The 24,970-nt window shown below is 39.3% G+C and carries 25 protein-coding genes and 2 other annotated features; of the genes, 4 read left to right on the forward strand and 21 right to left on the reverse strand.

Going from position 1 to position 24,970, the window contains the following annotated elements:
* Positions 1–16 precede the first annotated feature (16 nt).
* The 7 genes from uvrC to LJY09_RS23430 all read right to left on the reverse strand — a co-directional run bounded on the left by uvrC (position 17) and on the right by LJY09_RS23430 (position 7,777).
* Positions 17–1,783, reverse strand: a complete 1,767-nt coding sequence (gene uvrC, locus LJY09_RS23400) for an excinuclease ABC subunit UvrC (protein ID WP_028411757.1) — start codon at positions 1,781–1,783, stop codon at positions 17–19.
* A gap of 223 nt (positions 1,784–2,006) precedes the next feature.
* Positions 2,007–2,321 carry a thioredoxin gene (trxA, locus tag LJY09_RS23405; RefSeq protein ID WP_013059404.1) on the reverse strand — a complete coding sequence of 105 codons (315 nt, stop codon included), beginning with the start codon at positions 2,319–2,321 and terminating at the stop codon, positions 2,007–2,009.
* A 408-nt stretch (positions 2,322–2,729) separates the two neighbouring features.
* Positions 2,730–3,710, reverse strand: a complete 981-nt coding sequence (locus tag LJY09_RS23410) for an electron transfer flavoprotein subunit alpha/FixB family protein (RefSeq protein WP_228307444.1) — start codon at positions 3,708–3,710, stop codon at positions 2,730–2,732.
* Positions 3,711–3,743: 33 nt separating this feature from the next.
* Entirely contained in the window at positions 3,744–4,517 is a 774-nt protein-coding gene (locus LJY09_RS23415; protein WP_016765685.1) for an electron transfer flavoprotein subunit beta/FixA family protein, read from the reverse strand.
* Between the two features lie 18 nt (positions 4,518–4,535).
* Positions 4,536–5,309 (reverse strand): enoyl-CoA hydratase, encoded by a 774-nt coding sequence (locus LJY09_RS23420; protein ID WP_028411759.1) that lies wholly within the window; start codon positions 5,307–5,309, stop codon positions 4,536–4,538.
* Between the two features lie 79 nt (positions 5,310–5,388).
* Positions 5,389–5,973: a fatty acid metabolism transcriptional regulator FadR gene (locus LJY09_RS23425; RefSeq protein ID WP_013059408.1), complete on the reverse strand. Its 585-nt coding sequence runs from the start codon at positions 5,971–5,973 to the stop codon at positions 5,389–5,391.
* Between the two features lie 112 nt (positions 5,974–6,085).
* Positions 6,086–7,777 (reverse strand): AMP-binding protein, encoded by a 1,692-nt coding sequence (locus LJY09_RS23430; protein ID WP_098626995.1) that lies wholly within the window; start codon positions 7,775–7,777, stop codon positions 6,086–6,088.
* Between the two features lie 218 nt (positions 7,778–7,995).
* On the opposite strand from LJY09_RS23430, the gene LJY09_RS23435 reads away from it, so the two are divergent.
* On the forward strand, positions 7,996–9,102 hold the full coding sequence (locus LJY09_RS23435; protein WP_028411761.1) for a 5-methyltetrahydropteroyltriglutamate--homocysteine S-methyltransferase: 1,107 nt from the start codon (positions 7,996–7,998) through the stop codon (positions 9,100–9,102).
* A 151-nt stretch (positions 9,103–9,253) separates the two neighbouring features.
* Here LJY09_RS23435 and LJY09_RS23440 read toward each other — a convergent pair whose 3' ends face one another.
* The 5 genes from LJY09_RS23440 to zapA form a co-directional block, all read right to left on the reverse strand.
* Entirely contained in the window at positions 9,254–9,661 is a 408-nt protein-coding gene (locus LJY09_RS23440) for a DUF350 domain-containing protein (protein WP_013059411.1), read from the reverse strand.
* Between the two features lie 181 nt (positions 9,662–9,842).
* Entirely contained in the window at positions 9,843–12,206 is a 2,364-nt protein-coding gene (locus LJY09_RS23445) for an endonuclease MutS2 (RefSeq protein WP_155010568.1), read from the reverse strand.
* A gap of 19 nt (positions 12,207–12,225) precedes the next feature.
* Positions 12,226–13,938 carry a DNA polymerase/3'-5' exonuclease PolX gene (gene polX, locus LJY09_RS23450; RefSeq protein ID WP_099000516.1) on the reverse strand — a complete coding sequence of 571 codons (1,713 nt, stop codon included), beginning with the start codon at positions 13,936–13,938 and terminating at the stop codon, positions 12,226–12,228.
* A 197-nt stretch (positions 13,939–14,135) separates the two neighbouring features.
* Positions 14,136–14,693, reverse strand: a complete 558-nt coding sequence (locus LJY09_RS23455; RefSeq protein ID WP_014458067.1) for a CvpA family protein — start codon at positions 14,691–14,693, stop codon at positions 14,136–14,138.
* Positions 14,690–14,950 (reverse strand): cell division protein ZapA, encoded by a 261-nt coding sequence (gene zapA, locus LJY09_RS23460; RefSeq protein ID WP_013059415.1) that lies wholly within the window; start codon positions 14,948–14,950, stop codon positions 14,690–14,692. Before zapA ends, LJY09_RS23455 begins: the two co-directional genes overlap by 4 nt.
* 143 nt (positions 14,951–15,093) lie before the next feature.
* On the opposite strand from zapA, the gene rnhC reads away from it, so the two are divergent.
* On the forward strand, positions 15,094–16,008 hold the full coding sequence (rnhC, locus tag LJY09_RS23465) for a ribonuclease HIII (RefSeq protein ID WP_033579627.1): 915 nt from the start codon (positions 15,094–15,096) through the stop codon (positions 16,006–16,008).
* 33 nt (positions 16,009–16,041) lie between these two features.
* Here rnhC and pheT read toward each other — a convergent pair whose 3' ends face one another.
* From pheT to LJY09_RS23480, 3 genes are all read right to left on the reverse strand, one after another.
* Positions 16,042–18,456, reverse strand: a complete 2,415-nt coding sequence (gene pheT / locus LJY09_RS23470) for a phenylalanine--tRNA ligase subunit beta (protein WP_028411765.1) — start codon at positions 18,454–18,456, stop codon at positions 16,042–16,044.
* A 13-nt stretch (positions 18,457–18,469) separates the two neighbouring features.
* A complete protein-coding gene (gene pheS / locus LJY09_RS23475; RefSeq protein WP_014458064.1) occupies positions 18,470–19,504 on the reverse strand; it encodes a phenylalanine--tRNA ligase subunit alpha in 1,035 nt (344 codons plus the stop codon).
* Positions 19,505–19,558: 54 nt separating this feature from the next.
* Positions 19,559–19,794 (reverse strand) — a binding site (T-box leader).
* Between the two features lie 48 nt (positions 19,795–19,842).
* Positions 19,843–20,607, reverse strand: coding sequence for a TrmH family RNA methyltransferase (locus LJY09_RS23480; RefSeq protein WP_176343388.1), 765 nt, complete (start codon positions 20,605–20,607; stop codon positions 19,843–19,845).
* Between the two features lie 140 nt (positions 20,608–20,747).
* Here LJY09_RS23480 and sspI point away from each other — a divergent pair, with 140 nt between their 5' ends.
* A complete protein-coding gene (gene sspI, locus LJY09_RS23485) occupies positions 20,748–20,954 on the forward strand; it encodes a small acid-soluble spore protein SspI (RefSeq protein WP_013059420.1) in 207 nt (68 codons plus the stop codon).
* A gap of 56 nt (positions 20,955–21,010) precedes the next feature.
* On the opposite strand, the gene LJY09_RS23490 is transcribed toward sspI, so the two are convergent.
* Both LJY09_RS23490 and LJY09_RS23495 read right to left on the reverse strand, forming a co-directional pair.
* Positions 21,011–22,096 (reverse strand): M42 family metallopeptidase, encoded by a 1,086-nt coding sequence (locus tag LJY09_RS23490; RefSeq protein WP_155010569.1) that lies wholly within the window; start codon positions 22,094–22,096, stop codon positions 21,011–21,013.
* A gap of 77 nt (positions 22,097–22,173) precedes the next feature.
* Positions 22,174–22,662: a dUTP diphosphatase gene (locus tag LJY09_RS23495; protein ID WP_047749785.1), complete on the reverse strand. Its 489-nt coding sequence runs from the start codon at positions 22,660–22,662 to the stop codon at positions 22,174–22,176.
* 132 nt (positions 22,663–22,794) lie between these two features.
* On the opposite strand from LJY09_RS23495, the gene LJY09_RS23500 reads away from it, so the two are divergent.
* Positions 22,795–23,172 carry a hypothetical protein gene (locus LJY09_RS23500; RefSeq protein ID WP_028411769.1) on the forward strand — a complete coding sequence of 126 codons (378 nt, stop codon included), beginning with the start codon at positions 22,795–22,797 and terminating at the stop codon, positions 23,170–23,172.
* A gap of 18 nt (positions 23,173–23,190) precedes the next feature.
* Here the strand turns inward: LJY09_RS23500 and LJY09_RS23505 are convergent, their stop codons facing one another.
* The 4 genes from LJY09_RS23505 to infC are packed head-to-tail and all read right to left on the reverse strand — an operon-like array spanning position 23,191 to position 24,636.
* The gene (locus LJY09_RS23505; RefSeq protein ID WP_028411770.1) at positions 23,191–23,451 is read right to left on the reverse strand and encodes a DUF1294 domain-containing protein; all 261 of its coding nucleotides are present in this window, start codon (positions 23,449–23,451) and stop codon (positions 23,191–23,193) included.
* Positions 23,452–23,511: 60 nt separating this feature from the next.
* Positions 23,512–23,871, reverse strand: coding sequence for a 50S ribosomal protein L20 (gene rplT, locus LJY09_RS23510; RefSeq protein ID WP_013059425.1), 360 nt, complete (start codon positions 23,869–23,871; stop codon positions 23,512–23,514).
* 39 nt (positions 23,872–23,910) lie between these two features.
* Complete coding sequence (gene rpmI, locus LJY09_RS23515) at positions 23,911–24,111, reverse strand: 50S ribosomal protein L35 (protein WP_013059426.1); 201 nt, start codon at positions 24,109–24,111, stop codon at positions 23,911–23,913.
* 21 nt (positions 24,112–24,132) lie between these two features.
* Entirely contained in the window at positions 24,133–24,636 is a 504-nt protein-coding gene (gene infC / locus LJY09_RS23520; protein ID WP_013059427.1) for a translation initiation factor IF-3, read from the reverse strand.
* A gap of 69 nt (positions 24,637–24,705) precedes the next feature.
* Positions 24,706–24,828: a sequence feature (ribosomal protein L20 leader region), on the reverse strand.
* Positions 24,829–24,970 lie beyond the last annotated feature (142 nt).

Here is a 24,970-nt window from a genome sequence, read left to right on the forward strand (position 1 = left end):
TTCTATTATTTCAAGACTATTTTTGCAATGTTTCATAAATTTTTTCAGCAATGTTCTGAGGAACACCTGAATTTCGAATATCTTCAATCGTTGCTTCTTTCAATTTTTTCACCGAACCAAAATGCTTTAACAAAGCTTTTTTACGCTTTTCTCCCACTCCCGGAATGTCGTCCAGAACTGACTGAAAAGCGGACTTAGAGCGCACTTGACGGTGGAAGGTAATCGCAAAGCGGTGAACTTCATCTTGAATTCGCTGAAGCAAATAAAATTCTTGACTATTGCGTTCAAGCGGTATGATTTGAGGAGGCTCACCAATCATCAGATTGGAGGTTCTGTGCTTATCATCTTTGACAAGACCTGCTGTAGGCACTAAAAGTCCCAATTCATTTTCGAGAACGTCCTGTACTGCAGCTAAATGCCCTTTGCCTCCATCTACAACAATTAAATCCGGAAGCGGAAGACCTTCTTTTAATGCTCTGGAATACCGTCTGCGAACGACTTCCCTCATGGAACTGTAATCATCTGGTCCCTTTACCGTCTTAATTTTATATTTGCGATATTCTTTCTTTTCCGGTTTCCCATCAACAAAAACAATCATCGCAGAAACTGGGTCTGTTCCTTGAATATTTGAGTTATCAAATGCTTCAATCCGATAAGGAGCGGCAATTCCAAGCTCTTCTCCTAACCGTTCAACTGCGCCAACTGTACGCTCTTCATCTCGTTCAATTAAATAGAATTTTTCACCGAGCGCAATTTTTGCATTTTTACACGCAAGTTCTACTAATTCTTTCTTTTTGCCTCGCTTTGGATGCTGAACCTCTACTTCTACTAACTTCTCAGCTAACTCTGCATCAATCGTTGCTGGAACCATCACTTCTTTTGGCTTAATATTTTTGGCATAAAACTGACCGATAAAAGTTAAGAAATCTTCTTCTGGCTCTTTATAAAAAGGAAACATAGAAACTTCTCGCTCAATTAATTTCCCTTGGCGAATAAAGAAAACTTGAACACACATCCAGCCTTTATCGTAAGAATAGCCAAACACATCTCGATTAACAAAATCATTAAACGTTACTTTTTGCTTTTCCATTGTCGCTTCGATATGAGCAATTTGATCTCGGTATTCTTTAGCCCGTTCAAAGTCAAGTTCTTCTGAAGCTTTTAACATTTTTTCAGTTAACTCTGTTTTGACATGCTCATATCCACCATTTAAAAACCGCGTGATATTTTCAATAATTTGTTTGTTTTGCTCTTCTTTTACCTCTTTTACGCAAGGAGCTAGACATTGCCCGATATGGTAATACAAACAAGGCCTATCTGGCATAGTGGAGCACTTTCTTAACGGATAAATGCGATCAAGAAGCCGCTTTGTTTCATTTGCTGCTTGAACATTAGGATAAGGACCGAAGTATTTCCCTTTATCTTTTTTTATTTTTCTTGTAATAACAAGTCGGGGCTGTTTTTCAGCTGTAATCTTAATAAACGGATAGCCCTTATCATCTTTAAGCATAATATTGTATTTTGGGTCATGCTTTTTAATTAAATTCATTTCTAAAATAAGCGCTTCTAAATTAGAAGATGTGACGATATATTCAAAGTCGACAATGTCGTTTACAAGTCGAAGCGTCTTTCCGTCATGAGATCCGGTAAAGTAGGAACGTACTCGATTTTTTAATACTTTTGCTTTTCCTACGTAAATGACCGTTCCATATTTATCTTTCATCAAGTAACAGCCGGGCTGATCCGGTAAAATAGCCAGCTTTTCTTTTAAATAATCGTTCATACTTTTCTCCTTCCTCTTCTCTTACTCTGTCCATCTATACAATCGCTTATGAAGCGTAACCTACATTCTTTCCTGTCTTAATACATGTACATAAGCTGGATTTATGGCGGTGTTCCTTACATCTAGTATAAAACAAACGAACGCATATTCGCTAAATAAAAGTATTCCCAAAAGAGAAAAAGTGGAGAAAAAGAAAAAAACCTAGCCTGAGCTAGGTTTTGACTTACGCGTGTTTATTAATTAATTCTGTTAATGCTTCTTTTGGTTGGAAACCAACTACTTGATCAACTTTCTCTCCATCTTTGAATAATACTAAAGTTGGGATACTCATAACACCAAATTTTCCAGCTGTTTCTTGATTTTCATCAACGTCTACTTTTACGATTTTAACTTTATCGTTAAGTTCGCCATCAATTTCTTCAAGAACTGGAGCAATCATTTTACAAGGGCCACACCATGGTGCCCAAAAGTCAACAAGCACTAGGCCTGATTTAATTTCATCTGTAAAGTTTTTATCTGTAGCATGTGCAATAGCCATTTTAATTCCTCCTAAATATATGCAATATCCAAATTCTACTCACAGTATATCACCTTCAAATAAGGTTTGCTAACTTTTTGCTTACATTTATACTGTTTATTCTCCGCTCTAGTTTGTACAATTTGCCTAAAAATATGCGTAGAAAATTTCGTTTCCCATGAGGCTGAGACCTGACTAAATGAATCCAAAGACGAACAAATAGTATACATGGGTTGAACCGCTTGCGACACCGCAGTTGATTTCCATGCAAGACTTCGCTTTTCTAGCAGGAGTCTTCGCCTTGCCCTCCAATCACCTGCTAGAAAGACCTACCCTGCGTTTACCCTAACAAAAAAACGAACCACTAATCAAAAATCTTGATCAACGGTTCGTTCTTCACTTCGTCTCAAATACTTTTGTCCGAGAATCTTACGCAGACTGTACTTTCAGCTTTTTAAATTCTTCCGTTAGCAGAGGCACTACTTCAAATAAATCTCCAACGATTCCGTAGTCAGCTACTTTAAAAATATTCGCTTCAGGATCTTTATTGATTGCAACAATAATTTTTGAATTTGACATACCTGCCAAATGCTGAATAGCACCTGAAATTCCGCAGGCAATGTATAAATCTGGTGTGACTACTTTGCCCGTCTGACCGATTTGAAGAGAATAGTCGCAGTAATCTGCATCGCACGCTCCGCGAGACGCTCCAACAGCTCCATTTAACACGTCCGCTAGTTCTTGGAGAGGTCCAAAACCTTCCGTGCTTTTTACACCTCGACCACCTGCAATCACGACTTTTGCTTCGGACAAATCAACCCCTTGCGTTGCTTTGCGTACGACTTCTTTTACAACAGTACGCAGGTTTTTGATTTCAACATTTAAATCCTCTACATCACCTGTACGCCCCTCATCTTTTGCAAGCGGTGAAATATTATTTGGACGAATCGTGACAAACGTAAAAGCATCGGTCATGATTTTCTTCTCAAATGCTTTACCAGAATAAATTGGGCGAGTGAAGACTACTTGATCCCCTCCCACTTCTACATCCGTCACATCCGAGATAAGTCCTTTGTCTAAGCGAGCTGCCAGTTTTGGCGCTAGATCTTTGCCAAGAGCCGTATGCCCAAATACGATAGCTTCAGGCTGTTCACTTTCAATGATGGCTAATAATGCCTGAGCGTAACCATCCGATGTGTAAGCAGCTAAATCTTCGTGCTCCGTCACAACAACTTTATCTGCTCCGTATGCAATAAGTTCTTCACTTAAAGATTTTACGTCCTTTCCTACTAACGCTGCAATAATTTCTCCCCCGTCAGCTATAGTAGACGCTGCGGAAATCGCTTCAAACGATACGTTTCGTAATCCCCCATCACGTGCTTCTCCAAGAACTAACACTTTGCGTCCCATTACAATACCCCCATTGTTTTGACTTTTGACTTATTAAATGACTTTTGCTTCCTTATGCAGTAAATTGACCAGCTCTGTTACTTGATCTTTTATATCTCCTTGTAATACGCGCCCCGCGTCTTTTTTCGGAGGTAAATAAATTTCAATTGTCTTTGTTTTTGCTTCTACATCATCTTCATCTAAATCTAAATCGTCTAATTCCACTTCAACCAACGGTTTCTTCTTCGCTTTCATAATCCCTGGAAGAGATGGATAGCGAGGCTCATTAAGTCCCTGCTGAGCTGTTACTAAAAGAGGAAGCGACGTTTCAATAACTTCCGAATCTCCTTCCACATCGCGTACAACCGTCACTTTTTCACCTTCAATATCCAGCTTTGTAATCGTTGTAATATAAGGGATTTCTAACTGTTCTGCTACGCGCGGTCCCACCTGGCCTGAACCTCCGTCAATCGCTACGTTTCCTGCTAAGATTAAATCAGGAGATTGCTCTTTTAAGTACTGTGCCAGCAGCCTAGAAGTCGTGTACTGATCGCCATCTTCTATGTCATCTTCCGTATTGATTAAAACCGCTTTATCTGCTCCCATAGCCAAAGCTGTTCGGAGTTCTTTTTCTGATTCTTCCCCTCCTACACTCACGACCGTAATCTCTCCGCCATGCTTTTCCTTTAGCTGAATAGCCTCTTCAACTGCATACTCATCGTAAGGATTAATAATAAATTCAGCTCCATCTTCAACAATTTGACCATTTTTTAGTGAAAGTTTCTCCTCTGTATCGAACGTTCTTTTTACTAACACATAAATATTCATTCAATTCCCCTCCTAAGCTTATTTTCCTAAAAATTTGGGCTGGCGCTTTTCAATAAAAGCGGCTACGCCTTCTTGAGCATCACGGCTTTTGAATACGCTTCCAAAAAATTGTGCTTCTTTTTTGATGCCGCTGTAATAAGCATCTGTTTTTACATGTTGAAGCAGCTGCAAAGTAGCTTTAACAGAGATTGGGCTTTTTTTGGCAATTTTTCTAGCAAGTAAAAATGTTTCATTGATAAGCTGACTTTCTTCAAAAGCTGCGTTTGCCAATCCTAACTCCACTGCCTCGCTGCCCGATATTGGATCACTTGTCAGCATCATCTCACAAGCCTTATGAACCCCTACATAACGAGGCAATCGCTGAGTTCCTCCAAACCCTGGTATAATTCCTAACTGAAGTTCAGGCAAGCCCAGCTTAGCATTTTCTGTTACCAAACGGATATGGCAGCTCATAGCAAGCTCTAATCCTCCGCCTAAAGCAGCTCCATGAATAGCTGCAATAACTGGTTTTGGGTAATTTTCAATATACTCAAAGAGCTCTTGGCCGTTAACAGCAAGTTTCTCGTAATCTTTTTCCTGCTGCAGTGATGTAAACTCTTTTATATCAGCTCCAGCACAAAAGAATTTCCCTTCGCCTTTAATGACGATAACCCTTGTCTCTTTGCTATCTTCTAAATGTTTTAAAACACTTGAAAGATCTTTTAATAAATCTTGAGACAAAGCGTTAGCAGGTTGTCTATTCAACGTAATGAAGCTTATTGCATCAACAGTTTCAACCTGGATAATCTCCATTTGTTTCCCCCACCCTTTCTTTCTATTTTCATTACCTTGCGCTTCTCCCCTCGCAAGGGAGCAGCAGGCTCACTTACGATTATGAGCCGCTGCAGCCGTTTAACAGCAGGGAATGGACTTTATCTACCGATTCTATTAGACCATATCGATGATCGTTCATTACCCATGTTGTGACAGTTTCATCAATCGTTCCAAAAATCATCTGTCGCGCAAGACGAATATCTATATTTTCAGAAAACTCACCCGTTTCGATTCCTGTCTGTAAAATAGAATCAATGAGAGTCAGATAATCTTTTAATACATCGTTAATTTTCAATCTTAAATCTTTGTTCGATTGACGCAGTTCAAGCTGTGTCACTGTAGCTAAATGATGATCCTCCGCTAGAAACGAAAAATGCTTGTCAATTAATACGTGAAGTTTTTCTGCCGCAGTTTCAATTCCCGCCAGTTCTTCATAAATTTTTTCTACAAACTGTCCCATCTTCTCTTGAAATAAGGAAATCAAGACATCTTCTTTGTTTTTAAAATATAAATATATCGTACCGTCTGCAACTCCAGCCTGCTTAGCAATTTTAGAAACCTGAGCATTGTGGTATCCGTTTTCTGCTATTACTACTACAGCTGCATCGATAATCTGCTTATACTTTGGCTTATTTCTTCTCAATCTTATACGCTCCTTTAAAATATGAATGATTATTCATTCATATCTTTATAATAAAGAAACCGCAAGTATCTGTCAATTATGTTTCAGCAAAAAAATCAAAGGCGACGATCGATTACGTCGCCTTTTTATGCTTTTCATTTTCTTCTTCAATCAGCGCTCGTCGCAGAATCTTCCCGACCGCTGTTTTTGGAAGCTCATTTCGAAATTCATAAAGGCGCGGAACTTTATAAGCAGCTAAATACTTTCTAGAAAACTCATTTAACTCTTCTTCAGTACATCTTACACCATTTTTTAATACAATGTAAGCCTTCACTGTTTCTCCTCTATATGGGTCAGGAACACCTACCACTACAGCTTCTTGAATTTTTTCATGCTCATATAATACTTCTTCAACTTCTCGAGGATAGATATTATATCCCCCGGCAATAATAATATCTTTCTTTCGATCTACTACATAAAAATAACCTTTATCATCCATATAGCCAACATCACCTGTTAGCAACCACCCGTCTCGCATAACAGCCTCCGTTTCTTCAGGCTGCTTCCAATATCCTTTCATGACCTGAGGACCTTTAACCGCAATTTCTCCTACTTCGCTTACAGCAGCTTCTTTACCTGTTTCAAACGAGAGAATTTTGGCATCTGTGTCTGGCCAAGGCACTCCAATGCTTCCTGGTATTCTCTCTTTCCAAAGAAAATTAGCATGAGTAACAGGAGAGGTTTCCGTCAATCCATATCCTTCCACTAGTTTACCTCCAGTGAGCTTTTCAAACTGCTCCTGCACTTCCACAGGAAGAGGAGCCGAACCGCTCATACATGAATCAATAGAAGATAGGTTGTATTTTGCTAAATCAGGATGGTTTAATAATGCGATGTAAATTGTCGGAGCACCTGGAAATAAAGTAGGCTGCTGCTTATGAATGGTTTTGAGCGTCGTTTTTGCATCAAATTTAGGCAGAAGCACCATCTCGTAGTTTTGCAAAACCGATAGAACCAGAACCGTTGTTAAACCATACACATGAAAAAACGGGATAATTCCAAGCACTTTTTCTTCTCCATGCTTGCAGCGGTATAACCAATGTGAACACATCGTTGCATTGGCTACCAAGTTTTTATGAGTAAGCATGACTCCTTTTGGAAAACCTGTTGTTCCCCCGGTGTATTGCAAAATCGCGATATCTTCGTCTGAAATTCCCTCAGCATTACATACTGCTGGAGAGGATTCACTTATAATGCGTTTAAATAAATGAGTAGTCTCCGTATGACTCACATCCACGCTTATCTTCTGCTGTTTGCGCTGAATAAATGGATAAATTATGTTTTTGGGAAATGGGAGATAGTCTTGAATAGAGGTGATGACTACGTGTTTTACACTTGTTAACGCTTTCATTTTTACTACACGCGGATATAGCAAATCGAGTGCAATAATCATGGTCGCTTCTGAATCATTCAGCTGATACTCTAACTCCCTTTCCGTATACAAAGGGTTTGTTTGAACGACTACTCCTCCGGCAAGAAGAACTGCATAAAAGGAAATGACAGCTTGAGGGCAATTTGGAAGCATAATGGCTACTCTATCCCCTTTTTTTAATCCCAGTTCAATAAGGTAAGATGACAGTTTCAAAGAATCTTGATGCAGTTGGGAAAACGTCATTTTTTTCCCTAGAAAATAGATTGCGTTTTTTTTAGGGGCTTTTTGAACTGCTTCTTCAAAAAGCTGTGCTAAATTTTTTTGCTCATAATGAAGCGTAGCAGATATTTCCTCTGGGTATTGAGAAAGCCATATCTTTTCGGTGGATTCCACACGTATCCTCTCCCTCAAAAAAATAAAAAATTAGAATTTTCTAATTAAAATTATAGTTCATTCTTTTTTTAGATGCAATCGTTATTGAATGTTCTCTTTCCTGTCTAATCACTCTTTCATCCTGCAGCGTAATAAATAAAAATTGGATTTATCCCTGTACATTATCCGAATTTTTTGTATATAATAAAAATTAGATTTTTTTTAAGGAGCTGTATGAATTGATAACAACATTGACTAAAGGACCGTTCAAAGCAGATCACGTTGGAAGCTTTTTGCGTCCTGAGCGTATCAAGCAAGCACGATTACAGGTAGAAAACGGGGAAATGACAAAGAAACAGCTTCGAGCAATTGAAGATGAAGAAATTAGTAAGCTCGTAGAAAAGCAAAAACAAATTGGATTAAAAGCCATAACAGACGGTGAGTTTCGCCGTGCGTGGTGGCACTTTGATTTTCTATCAGAACTTGTGGGCGTAGAACTTTACGAAGCAGAGTCGGGAATTCAGTTTCACGGGGTCCAAACAAAAGCTCACGGTATAAAAGTTACTGGAAAACTAGATTTTAATCACCACCCTATGATTGAAGATTATAAATTTCTTCATCAAGCGGCCGGAAAAGAACACGTGGCTAAGTTCACCATTCCAAGTCCCAATATGCTGTTTTTCAGAGGTCATATTGAAGAGTCTGCTTACTCGGATACGGATGTATTTTTTGCTGATTTAGTTAAAACATATCAAAAAGCCATTCAAGCATTTTATGATGCTGGATGCCGCTATTTACAGTTAGATGATACTGCGTGGGCGGTCTTTTTCTCAGAAAAAGGACAAGAACAAATCGCGTCAAAAGGATTTACGCCCCAAGAATTACTGAAACGTTTTACGGATGCGATCAATGAATCCATTGCGCATAAGCCAGATGACATGGTTATTACAATGCATATTTGCAGAGGGAATTTCCAGTCTACTTATACAGCAAGCGGCGGATATGAAAATGCGTCAAAAGCTATTTTCAGTCAGTTAAACGTAGATGGACTATTTTTAGAATTTGATGATGAACGCTCAGGAGGATTCGAACCTCTTCGACATGTAAAGCGAAATGACCTTCAGATTGTCCTTGGTCTTATCACATCAAAATTTGGAGATTTAGAAGATCCTGAAGCAGTGAAAAAACGAATTGCTGAAGCGGCAGAATTTGTTTCTCTTGATCAAATTTGTTTGAGTCCCCAGTGCGGATTTGCTTCTACAGAAGAAGGAAATTTACTAACTGAAGAACAGCAGTGGGATAAAGTAAAGCACGTGATTTCAATTGCTGAAGATGTATGGAAGTAATCATTAAAAAAGCTGACCTGCTTTAAGGCCAGCTTTTTTGCTGTCATCACAATGTTAGGAAAAGCTATATAGATAAATAGATAAGACCAATAAGCATAAACACTCCGCATAAAATGAGTAAAATTTTCGCTAACTTCTCCATGACTCTCTCCTATCCTATCCCTGCTCCTATTACATAGGACATACCGATTGAAATAACAAGTGAAATAAACCCAACGGCTCTGTTATCTTGTTCAATTTCATCATCGATTCGAAATTTCGGCGTCAAAAATTCGAAAATAAAATAGCTGACTAGTAAAAGAACAAACCCATATATTCCCCATCCAAGCATTCTTAACAAATTGTCGTTGTGCTCAATCGAATAGCGAAAAATATTAGCTAATCCAAATATTTTCCCACCTGTTGCCATCGCAACAGCCATATTTCCTTTTTGAATCTCTTCCCAATTCTTATATTTAGTAACGAGCTCAAACACAACAAGAAAGACGACAATGCTCAAGACAACCACGCTGTAATAAGCGGCGGATTCAATATACGGGTCTTTCCAAAAATCCCTCATTTTTGCATCACTCCTAATTTATATTACACTCCACGTAATGAACTGACAGGTCTCTTTCCTTTACTTGCATCGTTCTTAAAAGAGATAGAAAACCCAGCATAGTTCATGAGCCATGTCGGATTTTCCATCTCCATATATGCTTGTTCAGCGCATCGACTGACACCTTTATCTCAGCATTCTTTTACTTAAATTCCACAACCGTAACGCCAGAACCTCCTTCAGAAGCTTCTCCGAAACGAATATTTTTAACAGAACGATGATTTTTCAAATATTCCTGTACACCTTTACGAAGAGCTCCGGTTCCTTTACCGTGGATAATCGAAACGCGCGGATAGTTGGCTAACAAAGCATCATCAATATATTTTTCAACTCGAATCAGCGCATTTTCATAGCGCTCTCCTCTTAAATCCAGTTCTAGATTTACATGATAATCTTTTCCTTTTACCGTAGCAAGCGGCTTTGTTTCTACAGGTTTTGGGGAACTAATATATTCGAGATCTTTTTCTTTCACCTTCATTTTCATGATTCCCATTTGCACTTGCCATTCATTATTACTTACTCGTTCCACAAGCGTTCCTTTTTGTCCCCAGCTTAAGACTTTCACTTCATCTCCAGCTTGAAGAGTGCGCTCTTGTTTTTTCGGCACAGCCGGTTTCTTTTTACTTTTTTCAAGAGTTGGAACTGCATCTTCTAGACGCTTACGTGCTTCAATCAATTCATGCTCTTTTACAAGCGCATGATTTTTTTGACTCATTTTACGCAAATCGCTAATGATTTTCTCTGCTTCTTCAGATGCTGCTTGAACTGTGGCTTGAGCTTTTTCTTCAGCTTTTTCGTACAGCTTATCTCGTTTTTCATTAAACTCAATAATCTGACTCTGTAATTCTTTATGAAGCTTCTGAGCCTCTTTTCTTAGCTGTTCAGCTTCTTCTAGCTCATGTTCTGATTGACGGCGGCTATCTTCAAGAGAAGCGATCATATTTTCTACTTTATTTGTTTCTGAGCCAATATAGCCTTTGGCACGTTCAATTACTTCTGCACTTAAACCTAAACGTTTTGAAATTTCAAAAGCATTGCTTCGACCCGGTACACCAATCAGCAGCTTGTAAGTAGGGCTCAATGTTTCAATATCGAACTCTACGCTAGCATTGACCACTCCTTCACGGTTATAGCCGTACGCTTTTAATTCAGGATAGTGAGTAGTCGCAACTACGCGAGCGCCTCTTTCATATACTTGATCTAAAATCGAAATCGCAAGCGCTGCACCTTCTTGGGGATCTGTTCCGGCTCCCAATTCATCGAACAAGACCAGACTTTCACGATCTACTTTTTGTAAAATATCTACAATGTTGACCATATGAGATGAAAAGGTACTCAGACTTTGTTCAATGGACTGCTCATCTCCAATATCAGCAAATACGTGTTTAAACACAGCCATTTCCGATCCATCCAGCGCAGGAATCTGCAAACCTGCTTGAGCCATCAATGTGAATAACCCAAGTGTTTTTAACGTTACGGTTTTACCGCCGGTATTTGGTCCTGTAATAACGATAGACGTATATTGATCACCTAGCTCAATATCATTTGCAACGACATCTTCCTGTGCAATAAGAGGATGTTTTGCCTTCACTAACTTAATATAGCCTCGATCGTTCATTTTAGGTTTTGAAGCTTTTAGCTCATGGCTATAGCGCCCTTTAGCAAACATGAAGTCCAGCTCACCTAACAAATAAACGTTTTGACGGAGTTCATTTGCCACTTCCGCTACCTGAACGGTTAGAGCAATAAGAATACGCTCAATTTCTTGTTTTTCTTTTACTTTTGCTTCTTGAAGCTCATTATTTAACGTCACAATCGCCTGTGGCTCAATAAATAAAGTTGCTCCAGATGAAGACTGATCGTGCACAATGCCTCCATACGCACTGCGATATTCTTGCTTAACAGGAATAACGAAACGTTCGTTTCGAATGGTAACAATCGCATCTGACAACATTTTCTGAGCAGACGAGGAGCGAATAAGACTTTCTAGCTTTTCGCGAATACGAGACTCCGTCGAGCGAAGTTTTTGACGAATGCCTCTTAGCTGGTCGCTTGCACCGTCTAGTACTGTGCCATTCTCATCAATGCTCATTTTAATTGTTTGTTCTACCTCAGGAAGAGGCATTAGTTTTTCGATATGTTCAATTATAATTGGAAGCTGTAAATCTTCGTCTTCTACTACTTGCTCGATAAATTGCTTGACTTGTCTTGCAGCATAAATAGTACTTGCTACATCAAGAAGTTCATTAGAGCTTAGCGTTCCTCCAATTTCAGCGCGCTTTACGCTAGGTCGAACGTCAAAGATGCCTCCTAGCGGTACGTTGCCACGCAATCGCAGCACGGTTGTAGCTTCATCTGTTGCTTCCTGCCATTTGACTACTTCTTCATACTGAGTCGAGGGAATCAAATTCGCTACTTTTTCTCGGCCTAAAGAAGAAGCTACTTTTTTCTGAAGCTGTTCCTTAACTTTATTAAACTCTAGTACATGGAAAATACGTGATTGCAAAACTGATTCCTCCTGTTGCTTATTTATGTCGATTTAAAAAGGCGGTTAATTCTTTGAGGCTATACGTATTTAATACCGTTTCTGGTTTAAGCCAGCCTTTAATTCCCGTAGATATTCCAATTTCCATATGCTCTAGCATGTCTAGATTGTGAGCATCTGTATTAATTGCAATTTTAACTCCTGCCTCTTGTGCTTTTTTTATGTGCTCAGCGGCTAAATCTAAACGGTTTGGATTCGCGTTTAGTTCAAGAGCCGTTTTTGTTTCCTTAGCTAATTCAATTAGCATATCAATATCTACATCATATCCGTTGCGGCGACCAATCAAACGACCGGTCGGATGAGCGATTAAATCTACATGAACATTATTTAACGCTTGCTTTAAACGATTCATAATTTCTTCGCGTGATTGTGAAAAACTAGAGTGAATGGACGCAATAACAAAATCTAGCTCAGCTAGCATTTCATCATCATAATCAAGTGTTGCATCGGGCAAAATATCCATTTCAATTCCTGCTAGTATTGTAAAATCATCGAACTGTGCGTTTAAACGATTAATTTCTTCACGCTGTTTGCGAATGCGTTCAGGCGTTAGACCGTTAGCTACTTTTAAATACTGAGAGTGGTCTGTAATCGCCATGTATTCATAGCCTCGCGCGCGACATGCTTCCGCCATTTCTTCAATCGAATACGCCCCGTCGCTCCACGTGGAGTGCATATGCAAATCACCTTTTACCGCACCGTAGGTCACAAGCGTTTGAGGTTTTATAAATGCATCTACTTCCGTTCCATCTTCACGAAGTTCCGGCGGAATAAAAGACAGCCCAAAATGTTCATAGAATGCTTGTTCAGACTCAAATGTCATAACTTCGCCTGTCTCCGCATTTTCAACGCCATACTCGCTAATTTTTTCACCGCGTTCTTTTGCTAATTGACGCATGCGCACATTATGATCTTTTGATCCTGTAAAATGATGAAGCGTCGTGGCAAACGCTTTATCTTCTACAAGACGAAAATCCACGGACACATCGTACTCATAGGCTAACGTTACCGATATTTTTGTATCTCCATTTGCAATGACATCCTTCACATTTGGCAGCGATACTAGCTGTTCACGGACAGCATGAGGCTCAGCTGTTGAAATAATAAAATCAAGATCTTTTACAGTTTCTCTCATGCGGCGAATGCTCCCTGCTTGAGAAAAACGCTCCATGCTATGCATATGTTTAAGGGCTTCTAAAATTTCTTCCGCTATTGGAAGCATAAAAGCAAGGGGCAAACGATCAGGACGTTTCCCAAACTCTTCAATAGCAGCGATAATTTTTTCTTCCGTCTTTTTACCAAAACCGCTTAGTCCCTGCACTCGATTTTCCATACAGGCCTGATGCAGTGATTCCATGTCTTTAATATCTAGCTCTTTATATAATTTAGCGATTTTTTTACCTCCAAGCCCCGGCAGCTTAAGCAGAGGAATAAGTCCTTCAGGAACTTCTTGCTTTAGTTCTTCTAGTACGCTTGACTCATTTGTTTCCATATACTCTGTAATAACTGCAGCCGTTCCTTTACCAATCCCTTGGAGCTTGGTAAAATCCTCAATCTCTGTCAGCGTTCTCTCGTCCGTTTCTAGCGCTGCAGCTGCTTTTCGAAAAGCAGAAATTTTAAAAGGGTTATCTCCTTTTAATTCCATATATGTAGCAATTGTTTCTAACAATTTAATAATATCCTTTTTATTCATCTCTTTTCACCAGCCTATTATCATAATAACGAAACTTTCAAAACATGATGAGTGATATATGTACTCTCTCAAATTTTTATCTAGACATACTTTTATCTCCGTGAAAACCGCAGAACAGACTGCGATAAAAAAAGAGGGTATCTCAAAAGTATTATGACACTTTCGACACACCCTCTCAACAAGCTATTGTAATTTCATTACATTACACCATACTGAGTCCACAAATCTTGAATGGCAGACGATAAGTATGGAGTATTTTGTACGATATTGATTGCAATTGAAGACTGTTGAATTGGCGTTTGAATTTCACTTACAGGAATCACGGCTCCAATGTATAACAAAATAAAAACGATGATATACACTTCAACGAATCCAAGTGCACCTCCGCCCCATTTATTTAACTGGCGCAGAATTGGCAGTTCGGTTAAAGCCGTTAAAACAGAGCCTGCAAGGCGAAGTACAATGTGAGTAGCAAAAAATAAAATCGCAAATGCAATCATTCGATAAAAAGCGTCTTCTATCGTTCCAGAATCAAATACAAACGATGCGACACTTTGCTGCTGAATATTGTCTGGAAACGGAATCAACAAGCGAAGTCGGCTTGCCAAATCTCCACTAAACATATAAGCGACGATAAACGAAACCGCAAAACTGACAATATGAATGAGTTGCAAAATAAATCCTCTTTTAAGACCTGTTACAAAGCCTAAAAGAAGCAATATAATTAAAATGATATTAAGCATTGACTCAGTCATTCCTCTTTTCCATAAAGTTTTTGTTCAAGTCTCTCATAGTCTTCTTTCAGTTTTATATATTCGTGTACAGCATTCACAGCTGTTAATACTGCTAACTTATTGATATCTAAAGAAGGGTTTTTAGTACTGATTTCACGCATTTTTTCATCCACTATAGAGGCGACAAGTCGAATATGGCTTGTACTTTCGCTACCGACGATGCTGTACTGCTGACCAAAGATGTCAACTGTCGCACGTGTTTTATCTTGTCTTGACACGAGAAAATCCTCCGTTCCACGAAAAATCCTAATCCCTATCATACCACGAAGAAGACTTCAATGGAAACATATCTATATTTAAGCTATCATAAGGGATAGTGCTTATAAAGTAAACTAAAATACCCCGAAAGGAGTGAAGCATTATGTCACATGCTGTTATTAAGGTATCAGCTGATCAGATAGCTAAAATGAAGCTTCATTACACATCCTATTTGCAGCCTAAATTGCCGCAGGGAAGTATTTTTTCGGCTAAAACTCCCGGCTGTTCTATCACTGCATACCGCTCTGGAAAAGTACTTTTTCAAGGAAAAGAAGCTGAAACAGAAGCAGCTAAGTGGGGAGGTCCTTTAGATGCTGCTAAAAAGGCTCCCGTCTCACACCTCCCATCAAACTTCAGTTCACTATCGGTCATTGGTTCTGATGAAGTTGGAACGGGAGATTATTTTGGTCCCATGACCGTAGTTGCTGCCTATGTTCAAAAAGAGCAGCTTCCTTTGTTAAAAGAATTAGGAGTACGAGATTCAAAAGAGTTAACGGATGCTAAAATCATTGAAATTGCCAAGCAGCTTGTTTCGTTTATTCCTTACAGTTTGCTTGTCTTACATAACGAAAAGTATAATGCATTTCAAGAAAAAGGCATGTCACAAGGTAAAATGAAAGCTCTGTTGCACAACAAAGCTTTATCCAACGTGTTAAAAAAATTGGATCCTGAAAAACCTGATGCGATTTTAATTGACCAGTTTGTTGAAAAAAACACCTATTATAAACACATCGTAAAGGAAAAAGAGATTATCAAAGAAAATGTCTTTTTCAGTACAAAAGGAGAAAGCGTTCATTTATCTGTAGCCGCTGCTTCCATTATTGCCAGATACGCATTTTTAAAACAAATGGATTTACTAACGGAAAAGACGGGGATGGTCATTCCTCGCGGAGCTGGAGCACAAGTTGATATCGCCGCTGCTAAAATTATTAAAAAACATGGCGTCAATGCGCTGAACTCTTTAGCTAAAATCCATTTTGCTAATACAGAAAAAGCTTTAAAATTAGCTAAAAAATAAGAGATGTGGAAATCCACATCTCTTTTTTTATTCTTATGAACGAAGCGTTGCACCAAATTCTTTTTCAACAGCTTCTAAAACTGCACCATGTGCTTTTGCTACTTCTTCATCTGTTAATGTGCGTTCAGGATCTAAGTAACGTAAAGAGAAAGCTACAGATTTCTTGCCTTCTTCCATACGCTCGCCTTCATATAGATCAAATACTGTCACGTCTTTTAAAAGTTCTCCGCCCGTCGTATAGATGACGCGCTGAACTTCTCCTGCAAGAACGTTTTTATCTACAACAAGTGCAATATCACGTGTAATAGATGGGAATCTTGGAATAGCTGAATAACGAACTTCTTCGACATCTGCAGCTAATAGCTCTTGAAGGTGTAATTCAAACACGTATGTTTCACGAAGGCCATACTGTTTCTGAGCAACAGGATGAACTTGACCCACGTATCCAATTTCTTTTTCATCTAACCATACAGCCGCTGTACGTCCAGGGTGCATACCGTCTTTTTTAACGGGAGCATATGAGATTCGTTTCTCTAAACCAAGCTGTGCAAATAACCCTTCTAGTACACCTTTAATCACATAGAAATCAACGACTTTCTTTTCACCTTGCCAGCCGTGAGCATGCCATAGACCCGTGATTGCACCAGCTACGCGCTCCTGCTCATCCGGTAATTCCCCTTCACCTTTAGATAAGAACACTGACCCTGTTTCGTATAGCGCAATAGAATCCGATTGACGAGCATTATTGTGCTTCACTGCTTCAAGTAAATGAGGCACTAAGCTTTGACGAAGGATGCTGCGATCTTCACTCATCGGCATTGCTAAACCAATCGTACTTGTTGCATTGAGTGCAAACTGAGTAGCTTTTTCAGCGCTCGTTAACGAATAGGTTGTTGTTTGCGCTAGCCCTGCTCCCTCTAAGAAACGGCGAACTTTACGGCGTCCAAGCTGATACTCTGTTAATTTTCCTGGAGTTGCCACTGTTACAGGAAGCGTTGTAGGAAGGTTGTCATAACCATACATGCGCGCTACTTCCTCCACGATATCTTCTTCAATTGTAATATCGCCTCGACGAGTCGGTACCGTTACAACGATGGTTTCATCTTCGACTTTGCTTTCAAATTGAAGACGGTTCATAATATCTTGTACTTCTTCCATCGACAGTTCTGTACCGAGCACATTGTTAATACGTCCAAGTGACACAGCTACAACAGCAGGTTCCACAGTTAGTGTATCTACTTCTACAGTACCGCTTACCACTTCACCTGAAGCGTATTCAGCCATTAATTCTGCTGCGCGGTCAGCAGCTACACGCGTACGGTTAGGATCAATTCCTTTTTCAAAACGAGCACTTGCCTCACTGCGAAGACCGTGGTCTTTGGAAGCTTGACGAACTGTTAAACCTTTGAAGTAAGCTGATTCAATAAGAACATTTACCGTATCGTCTTTTACTTCAGAGTTTGCTCCCCCCATTACACCTGCAAGGGCTACCGGTTCACTGCCGTTTGTAATAACAAGCTGATTGCCTTTTAATACGCGCTCTTGATCGTCAAGCGTTACAAACTTCTCGCCTTCTGACGCGTGACGTACAACAATTTCTTTTGAACCAAGACGATCATAGTCAAAAGCATGCAGCGGCTGGCCGTATTCAAGCAAAATATAGTTGGTAATATCAACAACGTTGTTATGAGGTCGAATACCAGCTGCCATTAAACGCGTTTGCATCCATAATGGTGACGGAGCAATTTTTACGTTTTTCACAACGCGCGCTACGTAAAGGGGATTGTCTTCTTTTGCCTCTACTTTAACGGAAATATAATCAGCTGCTTGCTCATCAGACGTTTGCACGTTTACTGACGGATACTTCACTTCACGACGTAAAATAGCAGCCACCTCATGTGCTACACCTAACATACTCAAGCAGTCTGAACGATTTGGTGTTAGCCCTAGTTCTAATACTTCATCGTTTAAGTTTAATGCATCTAGCGCATCCGCTCCTACTTCAGCATCACTTGGGAAGACGAAGATGCCTTCTTGATAATCTTTTGCCACAAGCTTGCTTTCAATGCCAAGCTCTTGAAGAGAACAAATCATACCGTTCGATTCTTCACCGCGAAGCTTAGCACGCTTGATTTTAAAGTTACCTGGAAGTACAGCTCCCACTTTTGCAACCGCTACTTTTTGACCTTGTGCCACGTTAGGTGCTCCGCACACGATTTGAACGATTTCTCCTCCGCCAAGATCTACTTGACAGCGGCTTAATTTATCCGCATTTGGATGCTGTTCACGTTCTACAACGTGACCAATTACCACTCCGCTGATGCCTTTATTTAAGTTTTCTACACCTTCAACTTCAATTCCACTTTTTGTGATTTTATCAGCTAACTCTTCTGCCGTTACGCCTGATAAGTCAACATACTCTTGTAACCAACGATAAGATACAAACATCGTAGTCCCTCCTTTATACTTGTTTAAATTGATCTAAGAAACGAACATCATTTGTATAGAAATGACGAATATCATCCACGCCGTGTTTTAACATAGCAATACGCTCTACACCGATTCCAAAAGCAAAACCACGATATTTAGTTGAATCGTATCCAGCCATTTCAAGAACATTTGGATGAACCATACCGGCTCCTAAAATTTCAATCCAGCCTGTTTGTTTACATACATTACAGCCTTTACCTCCACATTTTGCACACGATACGTCTACTTCTACAGACGGCTCAGTGAATGGGAAGAAACTTGGACGAAGACGAATTTCACGGTCTGCACCGAACATCTTTTTCACAAATACTTCAAGCGTGCCTTTTAAATCGCTCATACGAATGTTTTCGTCTACTACAAGACCTTCAATTTGCATAAATTGATGTGAGTGCGTAGCATCATCGTCATCGCGGCGGTACACTTTACCTGGGCAAATAATTTTAACAGGTCCTTTGCCTTCATTCTTGTTCATAACACGAGCTTGAACAGTTGATGTATGCGTACGAAGAAGCGTTTCTTCCGTAATATAGAACGTATCTTGCATATCACGTGCTGGGTGACCTTTTGGCAAGTTCAGCGCTTCGAAATTATAGTAGTCCTGCTCTACTTCTGGTCCTTCTGCTACTTCATAGCCCATTCCTAAGAATAAATCTTCTACTTCTTCAACCACGCTTGTGAGCGGGTGATGCGTACCTGCTTTAACCGGGCGTCCCGGCAGCGTTACGTCAATTGTTTCTGAAGCAAGTTTACGCTCTACCTCGGCTGCTTCTAACGCCGTTTGTTTTTCTTCAATTTTAGATGCAATCGCTTCACGTACTTCATTTGCAAGTGCTCCCATTACAGGACGCTCTTCAGCTGAAAGTTTTCCCATACCGCGAAGTACTTCTGTGATAGGGCCTTTCTTTCCTAAATAAGCTACGCGTACGTCGTTTAATTCTTTTAAAGCACTTGCTGCTTCGACTTTTGCAATTGCTTCTTGTTGAAGTTCTTGTAAACGTTCTTTCATCACTTATTCCTCCTTTTAACGTAAAAAATGACAAATAAAAAAACCTCCTCCCAAAAAAGGGACGAGGATTAGTCGCGTTACCACCCTTGTTAACTATATACACAGACGTATACAGTTCACTTCATTCAAGTTAACGGAATCTCCGGAACACCTTTACATCTATGTAAGATGGTCTAAGTGTCAACTCAAGAGGTGAATTCACTTATTACATTTATAAAAATGCTTTCAGTCATGGCATTTTCTCCCTGCATAAACGGACATAAGCTACTGCTCTCTTTCATCGTTTTTTACATATGTAACTATTGTATTATTATAGTGAAAACACGTTCTCGATGCAACTACATTCCGCGTAAATAATAAAGTAAGATTCCAGAAGCGATGGCAACATTTAACGACTCGCTCTTTCCATAGATGGGAATGTACAGATTCTGATCCGTTTGTTCCAACACTTTCTCGCTTACGCCATTTCCTTCATTTCCCACAATCAGCGCAAATTCGTTTGAAGGTTTTACGTGTGTGTAGACCTTTCCATTTTGTAACGACGTGCCGTAAACTGCTATTCCTCTTTCTTTTAACAATGAAATTATTTCGAGTAAATCGCCTTTTACAATTGGAAGGTGAAAAATAGCTCCTTGCGTTGAACGAACGACTTTTGGGTTGTACACATCCACGCTGCCCTCTCCAATGATAATAGCCTCCACTCCCGCAGCATCAGCGGTTCGGATAATGGTGCCTAGGTTACCTGGATCTTGCACGGCATCTAAAAGCAATACTTTCTGTGCTGTATGAATAATTTCCGCATGCTTTGTTTGAAAACACACGGCAATAATTCCTTGAGGTGTTTCTGTGTCAGATAATAACTTACTAATTGCTTCGTTTACAACGATTATTTCGATACCGTCTATATCCCACTGTGCGGGCACTTCGGTCGATTCGCGTATAATTAGTTCCTTTACACAATCCTTATTTTTGATAGCCTCTTCGACTAAATGAAAGCCTTCTACCATAAAAAGGCCCTGCTTATCACGGTCTTTTTTATTATGCAGTTTTTTCCACGCTTTTACCTGCGGATTTTTAACTGAATCAATTTGTTTCACAAACATAACTCCTTTATCTATACAAAAATAAATAGTTCGATTACATTTTGTTCAATAATCATTAGATAAGTTTCACTTTATTGTACATAGAAATCGCAAAGAAAACAAAAACTATTGGTAACTTTACGATAGCTGAGGTGAAAATGATGGATCTTAATTTACGAAATGCTGTTATTGCAAACGTTTCAGGAAACTCAAAAGAAGAGCTTGAGGCTACAATTTCTGACGCTATTCAAAGCGGTGAAGAAAAAATGCTCCCTGGACTTGGTGTTTTATTTGAAGTGCTTTGGGAAAAGTCTCCGGAATCAGAAAAAGAAGAAATTCTGACAACGCTTGAAAACGGTTTAAAATAAATAACCTTTTCCTATGTACAACAAAAAGCTCATTCTCCTAGGAGAATGAGCTTTTTTCAATTATACGTAATGGCGTTAACCGTATCTCGGTCTAAGCGCTTAATGACTTCCGCAATTAATTTAACTGCGTTTTCATAATCATCACGATGAAGCATTGCTGCATGAGAATGGATATAACGAGTTGCAATTGTAATCGAAAGTGCTGGCACCCCGTTAGCTGAAATATGGATAGAACCCGAGTCCGTACCGCCTCCAGCAATTGCATCAAATTGATACGGAATATTTAATTCATCTGCCACATCTACCACTGTATCTCGAAGTCCTTTATGAGAGACCATGGAAGCATCATATAAAATGATTTGCGGACCCTGCCCCATTTTAGAAGAGGCTTCTTTATCAGAAACACCAGGTGTATCTCCAGCGATACCGACATCAACAGCAAATGCAATATCCGGTTCAATAAAGTTAGCAGATGTTTTTGCACCTCGGAGTCCAACTTCTTCTTGCACCGTTCCTACACCATACACAACATTTTCATGTTTTTCATTTTTTAAAGCTTTTAATACATCGATAGCGATTGCACAACCAATACGGTTATCCCAGGCTTTCGCTAGCAGCATCTTTTCATTGTTCATAACCGTAAATTCGAAATAAGGTACAACCTGATCACCAGGTTTTACTCCCCACTCCGCTACTTCTTCTCTGCTAGAAGCACCAATATCGATGAACATATCTTTAATGTCAACTGGCTTTTTGCGAACTTCTGGAGGCAAGATATGAGGTGGCTTTGAGCCAATAATCCCCGTTACCTCTCCTTTAGATGTCACGATGGTTACGCGTTGAGCAAGCATAACTTGAGACCACCATCCGCCTACCGTTTGAAAACGAATAAAGCCGCGTTCATCAATTTGAGTCACCATAAAACCAACTTCATCCAAGTGACCGGCTACCATAATTTTAGGCCCTTGTTCGTTGCCTACTTTTTTTGCAATCAAACTGCCTAGCCCATCCGTCGTTACTTCATCTGCATGAGGTGCAATATATTTCTTCATAACCTCACGCGGTTCACGCTCATTTCCAGGAATTCCTTTTGCATCTGTTAGTGCTTTAAGCATCGTCAATGTTTCATCTAACTTTGTCATATGGATTACCCCTTTCATATGTATACCTCTATTATAGCTAAAAAGAGGTTGAAGTAAAATTTCCCATCCCTTTATTTCTAGTATCCTTGTTCTTGGCGTTTAAAATTCACTTCATTTTTTGACATGTACGCCTCTTCAATATGTTCAGCAGAAAAACCAAACATATCGCCAAGCGTCATGTAAGATGCAAACATGTTCACATAGTTTTCTTTTGACAGGTCCTGCTCGAAAGCAGAAACTTGTGCAAATACCTGTAAAAATTGTGCTGTTTTTGAATCAGCTGCTTTTACTTTTGGCAGCTCAGTTAAATCATCGTATCCTTTTTCAATACCTAAAGAAAGAATGAAATGTACGCCGTCCACAAATTCTTCTAAAATAACAGCATCTTCAGCCGGAGGTTTAACGCTCCAAAATTTGAAGCAGCGCGTTTCGTTTGCCAGCTCTCCCATTTCAACAAGCAGAGCTAAAAGTTTTCTTGGAACCAAGTCTTCCTTATGAAGCTGATGCTTGTCCTCTATATGCTGATCCAGCTGGCGCTGCATGGTAAATAGCTGTTGTAAATTCAATGTAATCACTCCTGTAATTATGTATATCTTCTTCTTTTTAAACCAATAAAGAAATTATATCAAAAATCGTGAAACTTTTTAGAGACTGAAACGTAAAGTAAGAAAACTGTTCCTTGTAAAGGAGGGAGCGTTATGTTTGTTATTGTTATCGTTCGCGTGTTCATTTTCGCGCTTGTTGCTTACACACTATTAAAGCTGGTTCAGCATTTTCGCAGTCCAAAACGGAAGCTTGTAGCAGCTCAGGAACATCAGCAATTTTTTGTCGTTGACGAAAAAACGAATATCCGCAAAAATTTTCTACTAACGTATAAAGGTATTTTATTTGAAGGAGAAAAATACAGCAATCCCAATGAACCAGAGTCTTTGTCGATTACAATGGTGTTAACAGATCCATCTCGATTGCATGAACTGCAAAAACAAGATTTCAAGCTGCTGGAAAATCACGTACACAACATGTATCCAAATGCTCCTATTCGCTGGAAAAGCCCCGTTCGAGAATTTTTACACTGAGCACAAAATCATTTGTGCTCAGCTGATAACAAAAAAGAAAAGTAAATCAAGAGCGGCAAGAATAGGAAAACCTACTGTAAACGATGTGTGCTTCGTTTTATGACGATAGCAATACATACCAATCAGTCCTCCAATGGCTCCTCCGATAGCAGCTACCGTCCACAGTGTGCTTTCGGCAATTCTCCACTCATGTCTTTTCGCTTTTTGTTTATCTCTATACATCATTCCTATCCCTATTATATTAATAACAATAAAATAGGTAAGCAGCAGTTCATTCATGATATGTCCTCCGATAGCAAAAAAGCCTCATCATCTAAAGATGACGAGACTTTATATTCATTACTTATCTAAGCCTTTTTTAGCAGCAGTTGCTAATTCAGCAAATGCTTTTTCATCAGCTACAGCTAAGTCAGCAAGCATTTTGCGGTTAACTTCAATACCTGCTAATTTTAAACCGTGCATTAAACGGCTGTAAGAAAGACCGTTCATACGAGCAGCTGCATTAATACGTGTGATCCATAATTTACGGAAGTCACGTTTTTTCTGACGACGGTCACGATAAGCATACATGTGAGATTTCATAACTTGCTGATTAGCAACTTTATATAATCTATGCTTCGAACCGAAGAAACCTTTAGCTAATTTTAAAACTTTTTTACGACGTTTGCGTGTTACTGTACCGCCTTTTACGCGTGGCATAATTGTTTACCTCCTGTATTGTTTCTATCTCAACCCAAATTACTTAATGTTATCTAATAAGTGACGGATACGTTTGAAGTCACCTTTGCTTACTAAAGAACCTTTACGTAATTTACGCTTTTGTTTTGTAGATTTGTTAGCGAATAAATGGCTTGTGTAAGCACGAGCACGTTTTAATTTACCGCTTCCAGTCTTTTTGAAACGCTTTGCAGCGCCACGATGTGTTTTCATTTTTGGCATGGGGTGTTCCTCCTCGTTCTATTACTTTTCGTTTTTAGGTGCCAAGACTAAGAACATGCTGCGGCCTTCCATTTTAGGAGCCGATTCAACTGAACTTACATCTTCGCAAGCTTGTGAAAAACGTTCAAGTACTTTTTGGCCAATCCCTTTATGAGTAATGGCACGACCTTTAAAGCGAATAGACGCTTTCACTTTGTCACCTTTTTCAAGGAACTTGCGTGCGTTACGAAGTTTAGTGTTAAAATCATGTTCATCAATTGTTGGACTTAAACGAACTTCTTTTAAGTTTACAACTTTTTGGTTTTTACGAGCTTCTCTTTCTTTACGTTGTTGCTCATAGCGGAATTTACCGTAGTCCATAATACGACATACCGGCGGTTTCGCATTTGCAGCAACCATTACTAAGTCAAGATTTACTCGTGAAGCAATTTCTAATGCTTCATTTTTTGATTTAATTCCTAATTGTTCACCATTTTGATCAATTAGACGAACTTCGCGAGCTCGAATGCCCTCGTTTACCATCATGTCCTTGCTAATAAGTAGCCACCTCCAAGGTTTAATGAGCGAATACGCTTGCTTAGACCGATTATTAACTCACACAAAAAAGTGTGAGTACATACTGCACCCACACTTCTATCGTTTTAATTAAGATACGATGTACCTGCTAACTGCTTTATGCGTCACTCAGGTGAGAAGCGGGTGCTTCTTCTTCTGTATAAACAAGTATTCAATTACTTAAGCTATTATAGTATCAACAAAGACAAAAGTCAATGATTTCGTTCTTTTTTCACAACAAAAATTATTGTATCAAAGGAAAACCATTTATGCAACAGTTTTTTATAAATGTTAGATAAAAAAG

The sequence above is a fragment of the Priestia sp. J2 genome (assembly GCF_020790095.1).
Classification (GTDB): Bacteria; Bacillota; Bacilli; order Bacillales; family Bacillaceae_H; genus Priestia; species Priestia zanthoxyli.

Coding starts and splice junctions, on each gene's coding strand:
- LJY09_RS23420 (WP_028411759.1), bottom strand. CDS start 5,309: ATGGAGATTATCCAGGTTGAAACTGTTGATGCAATAAGCTTCATTACG.
- pheT (WP_028411765.1), bottom strand. CDS start 18,456: ATGTTTGTATCTTATCGTTGGTTACAAGAGTATGTTGACTTATCAGGC.
- LJY09_RS23410 (WP_228307444.1), bottom strand. CDS start 3,710: ATGGGACGCAAAGTGTTAGTTCTTGGAGAAGCACGTGATGGGGGATTA.
- rnhC (WP_033579627.1), top strand. CDS start 15,094: ATGTCACATGCTGTTATTAAGGTATCAGCTGATCAGATAGCTAAAATG.
- rpmI (WP_013059426.1), bottom strand. CDS start 24,111: ATGCCAAAAATGAAAACACATCGTGGCGCTGCAAAGCGTTTCAAAAAG.
- LJY09_RS23415 (WP_016765685.1), bottom strand. CDS start 4,517: ATGAATATTTATGTGTTAGTAAAAAGAACGTTCGATACAGAGGAGAAA.
- infC (WP_013059427.1), bottom strand. CDS start 24,636: ATGATGGTAAACGAGGGCATTCGAGCTCGCGAAGTTCGTCTAATTGAT.
- uvrC (WP_028411757.1), bottom strand. CDS start 1,783: ATGAACGATTATTTAAAAGAAAAGCTGGCTATTTTACCGGATCAGCCC.
- rplT (WP_013059425.1), bottom strand. CDS start 23,871: ATGCCACGCGTAAAAGGCGGTACAGTAACACGCAAACGTCGTAAAAAA.
- LJY09_RS23480 (WP_176343388.1), bottom strand. CDS start 20,607: ATGTTTGTGAAACAAATTGATTCAGTTAAAAATCCGCAGGTAAAAGCG.
- LJY09_RS23500 (WP_028411769.1), top strand. CDS start 22,795: ATGTTTGTTATTGTTATCGTTCGCGTGTTCATTTTCGCGCTTGTTGCT.
- LJY09_RS23440 (WP_013059411.1), bottom strand. CDS start 9,661: ATGAGGGATTTTTGGAAAGACCCGTATATTGAATCCGCCGCTTATTAC.
- LJY09_RS23505 (WP_028411770.1), bottom strand. CDS start 23,451: ATGAATGAACTGCTGCTTACCTATTTTATTGTTATTAATATAATAGGG.
- LJY09_RS23455 (WP_014458067.1), bottom strand. CDS start 14,693: ATGACTGAGTCAATGCTTAATATCATTTTAATTATATTGCTTCTTTTA.
- trxA (WP_013059404.1), bottom strand. CDS start 2,321: ATGGCTATTGCACATGCTACAGATAAAAACTTTACAGATGAAATTAAA.
- pheS (WP_014458064.1), bottom strand. CDS start 19,504: ATGAAAGAACGTTTACAAGAACTTCAACAAGAAGCAATTGCAAAAGTC.
- sspI (WP_013059420.1), top strand. CDS start 20,748: ATGGATCTTAATTTACGAAATGCTGTTATTGCAAACGTTTCAGGAAAC.
- LJY09_RS23490 (WP_155010569.1), bottom strand. CDS start 22,096: ATGACAAAGTTAGATGAAACATTGACGATGCTTAAAGCACTAACAGAT.
- polX (WP_099000516.1), bottom strand. CDS start 13,938: ATGAATAAAAAGGATATTATTAAATTGTTAGAAACAATTGCTACATAT.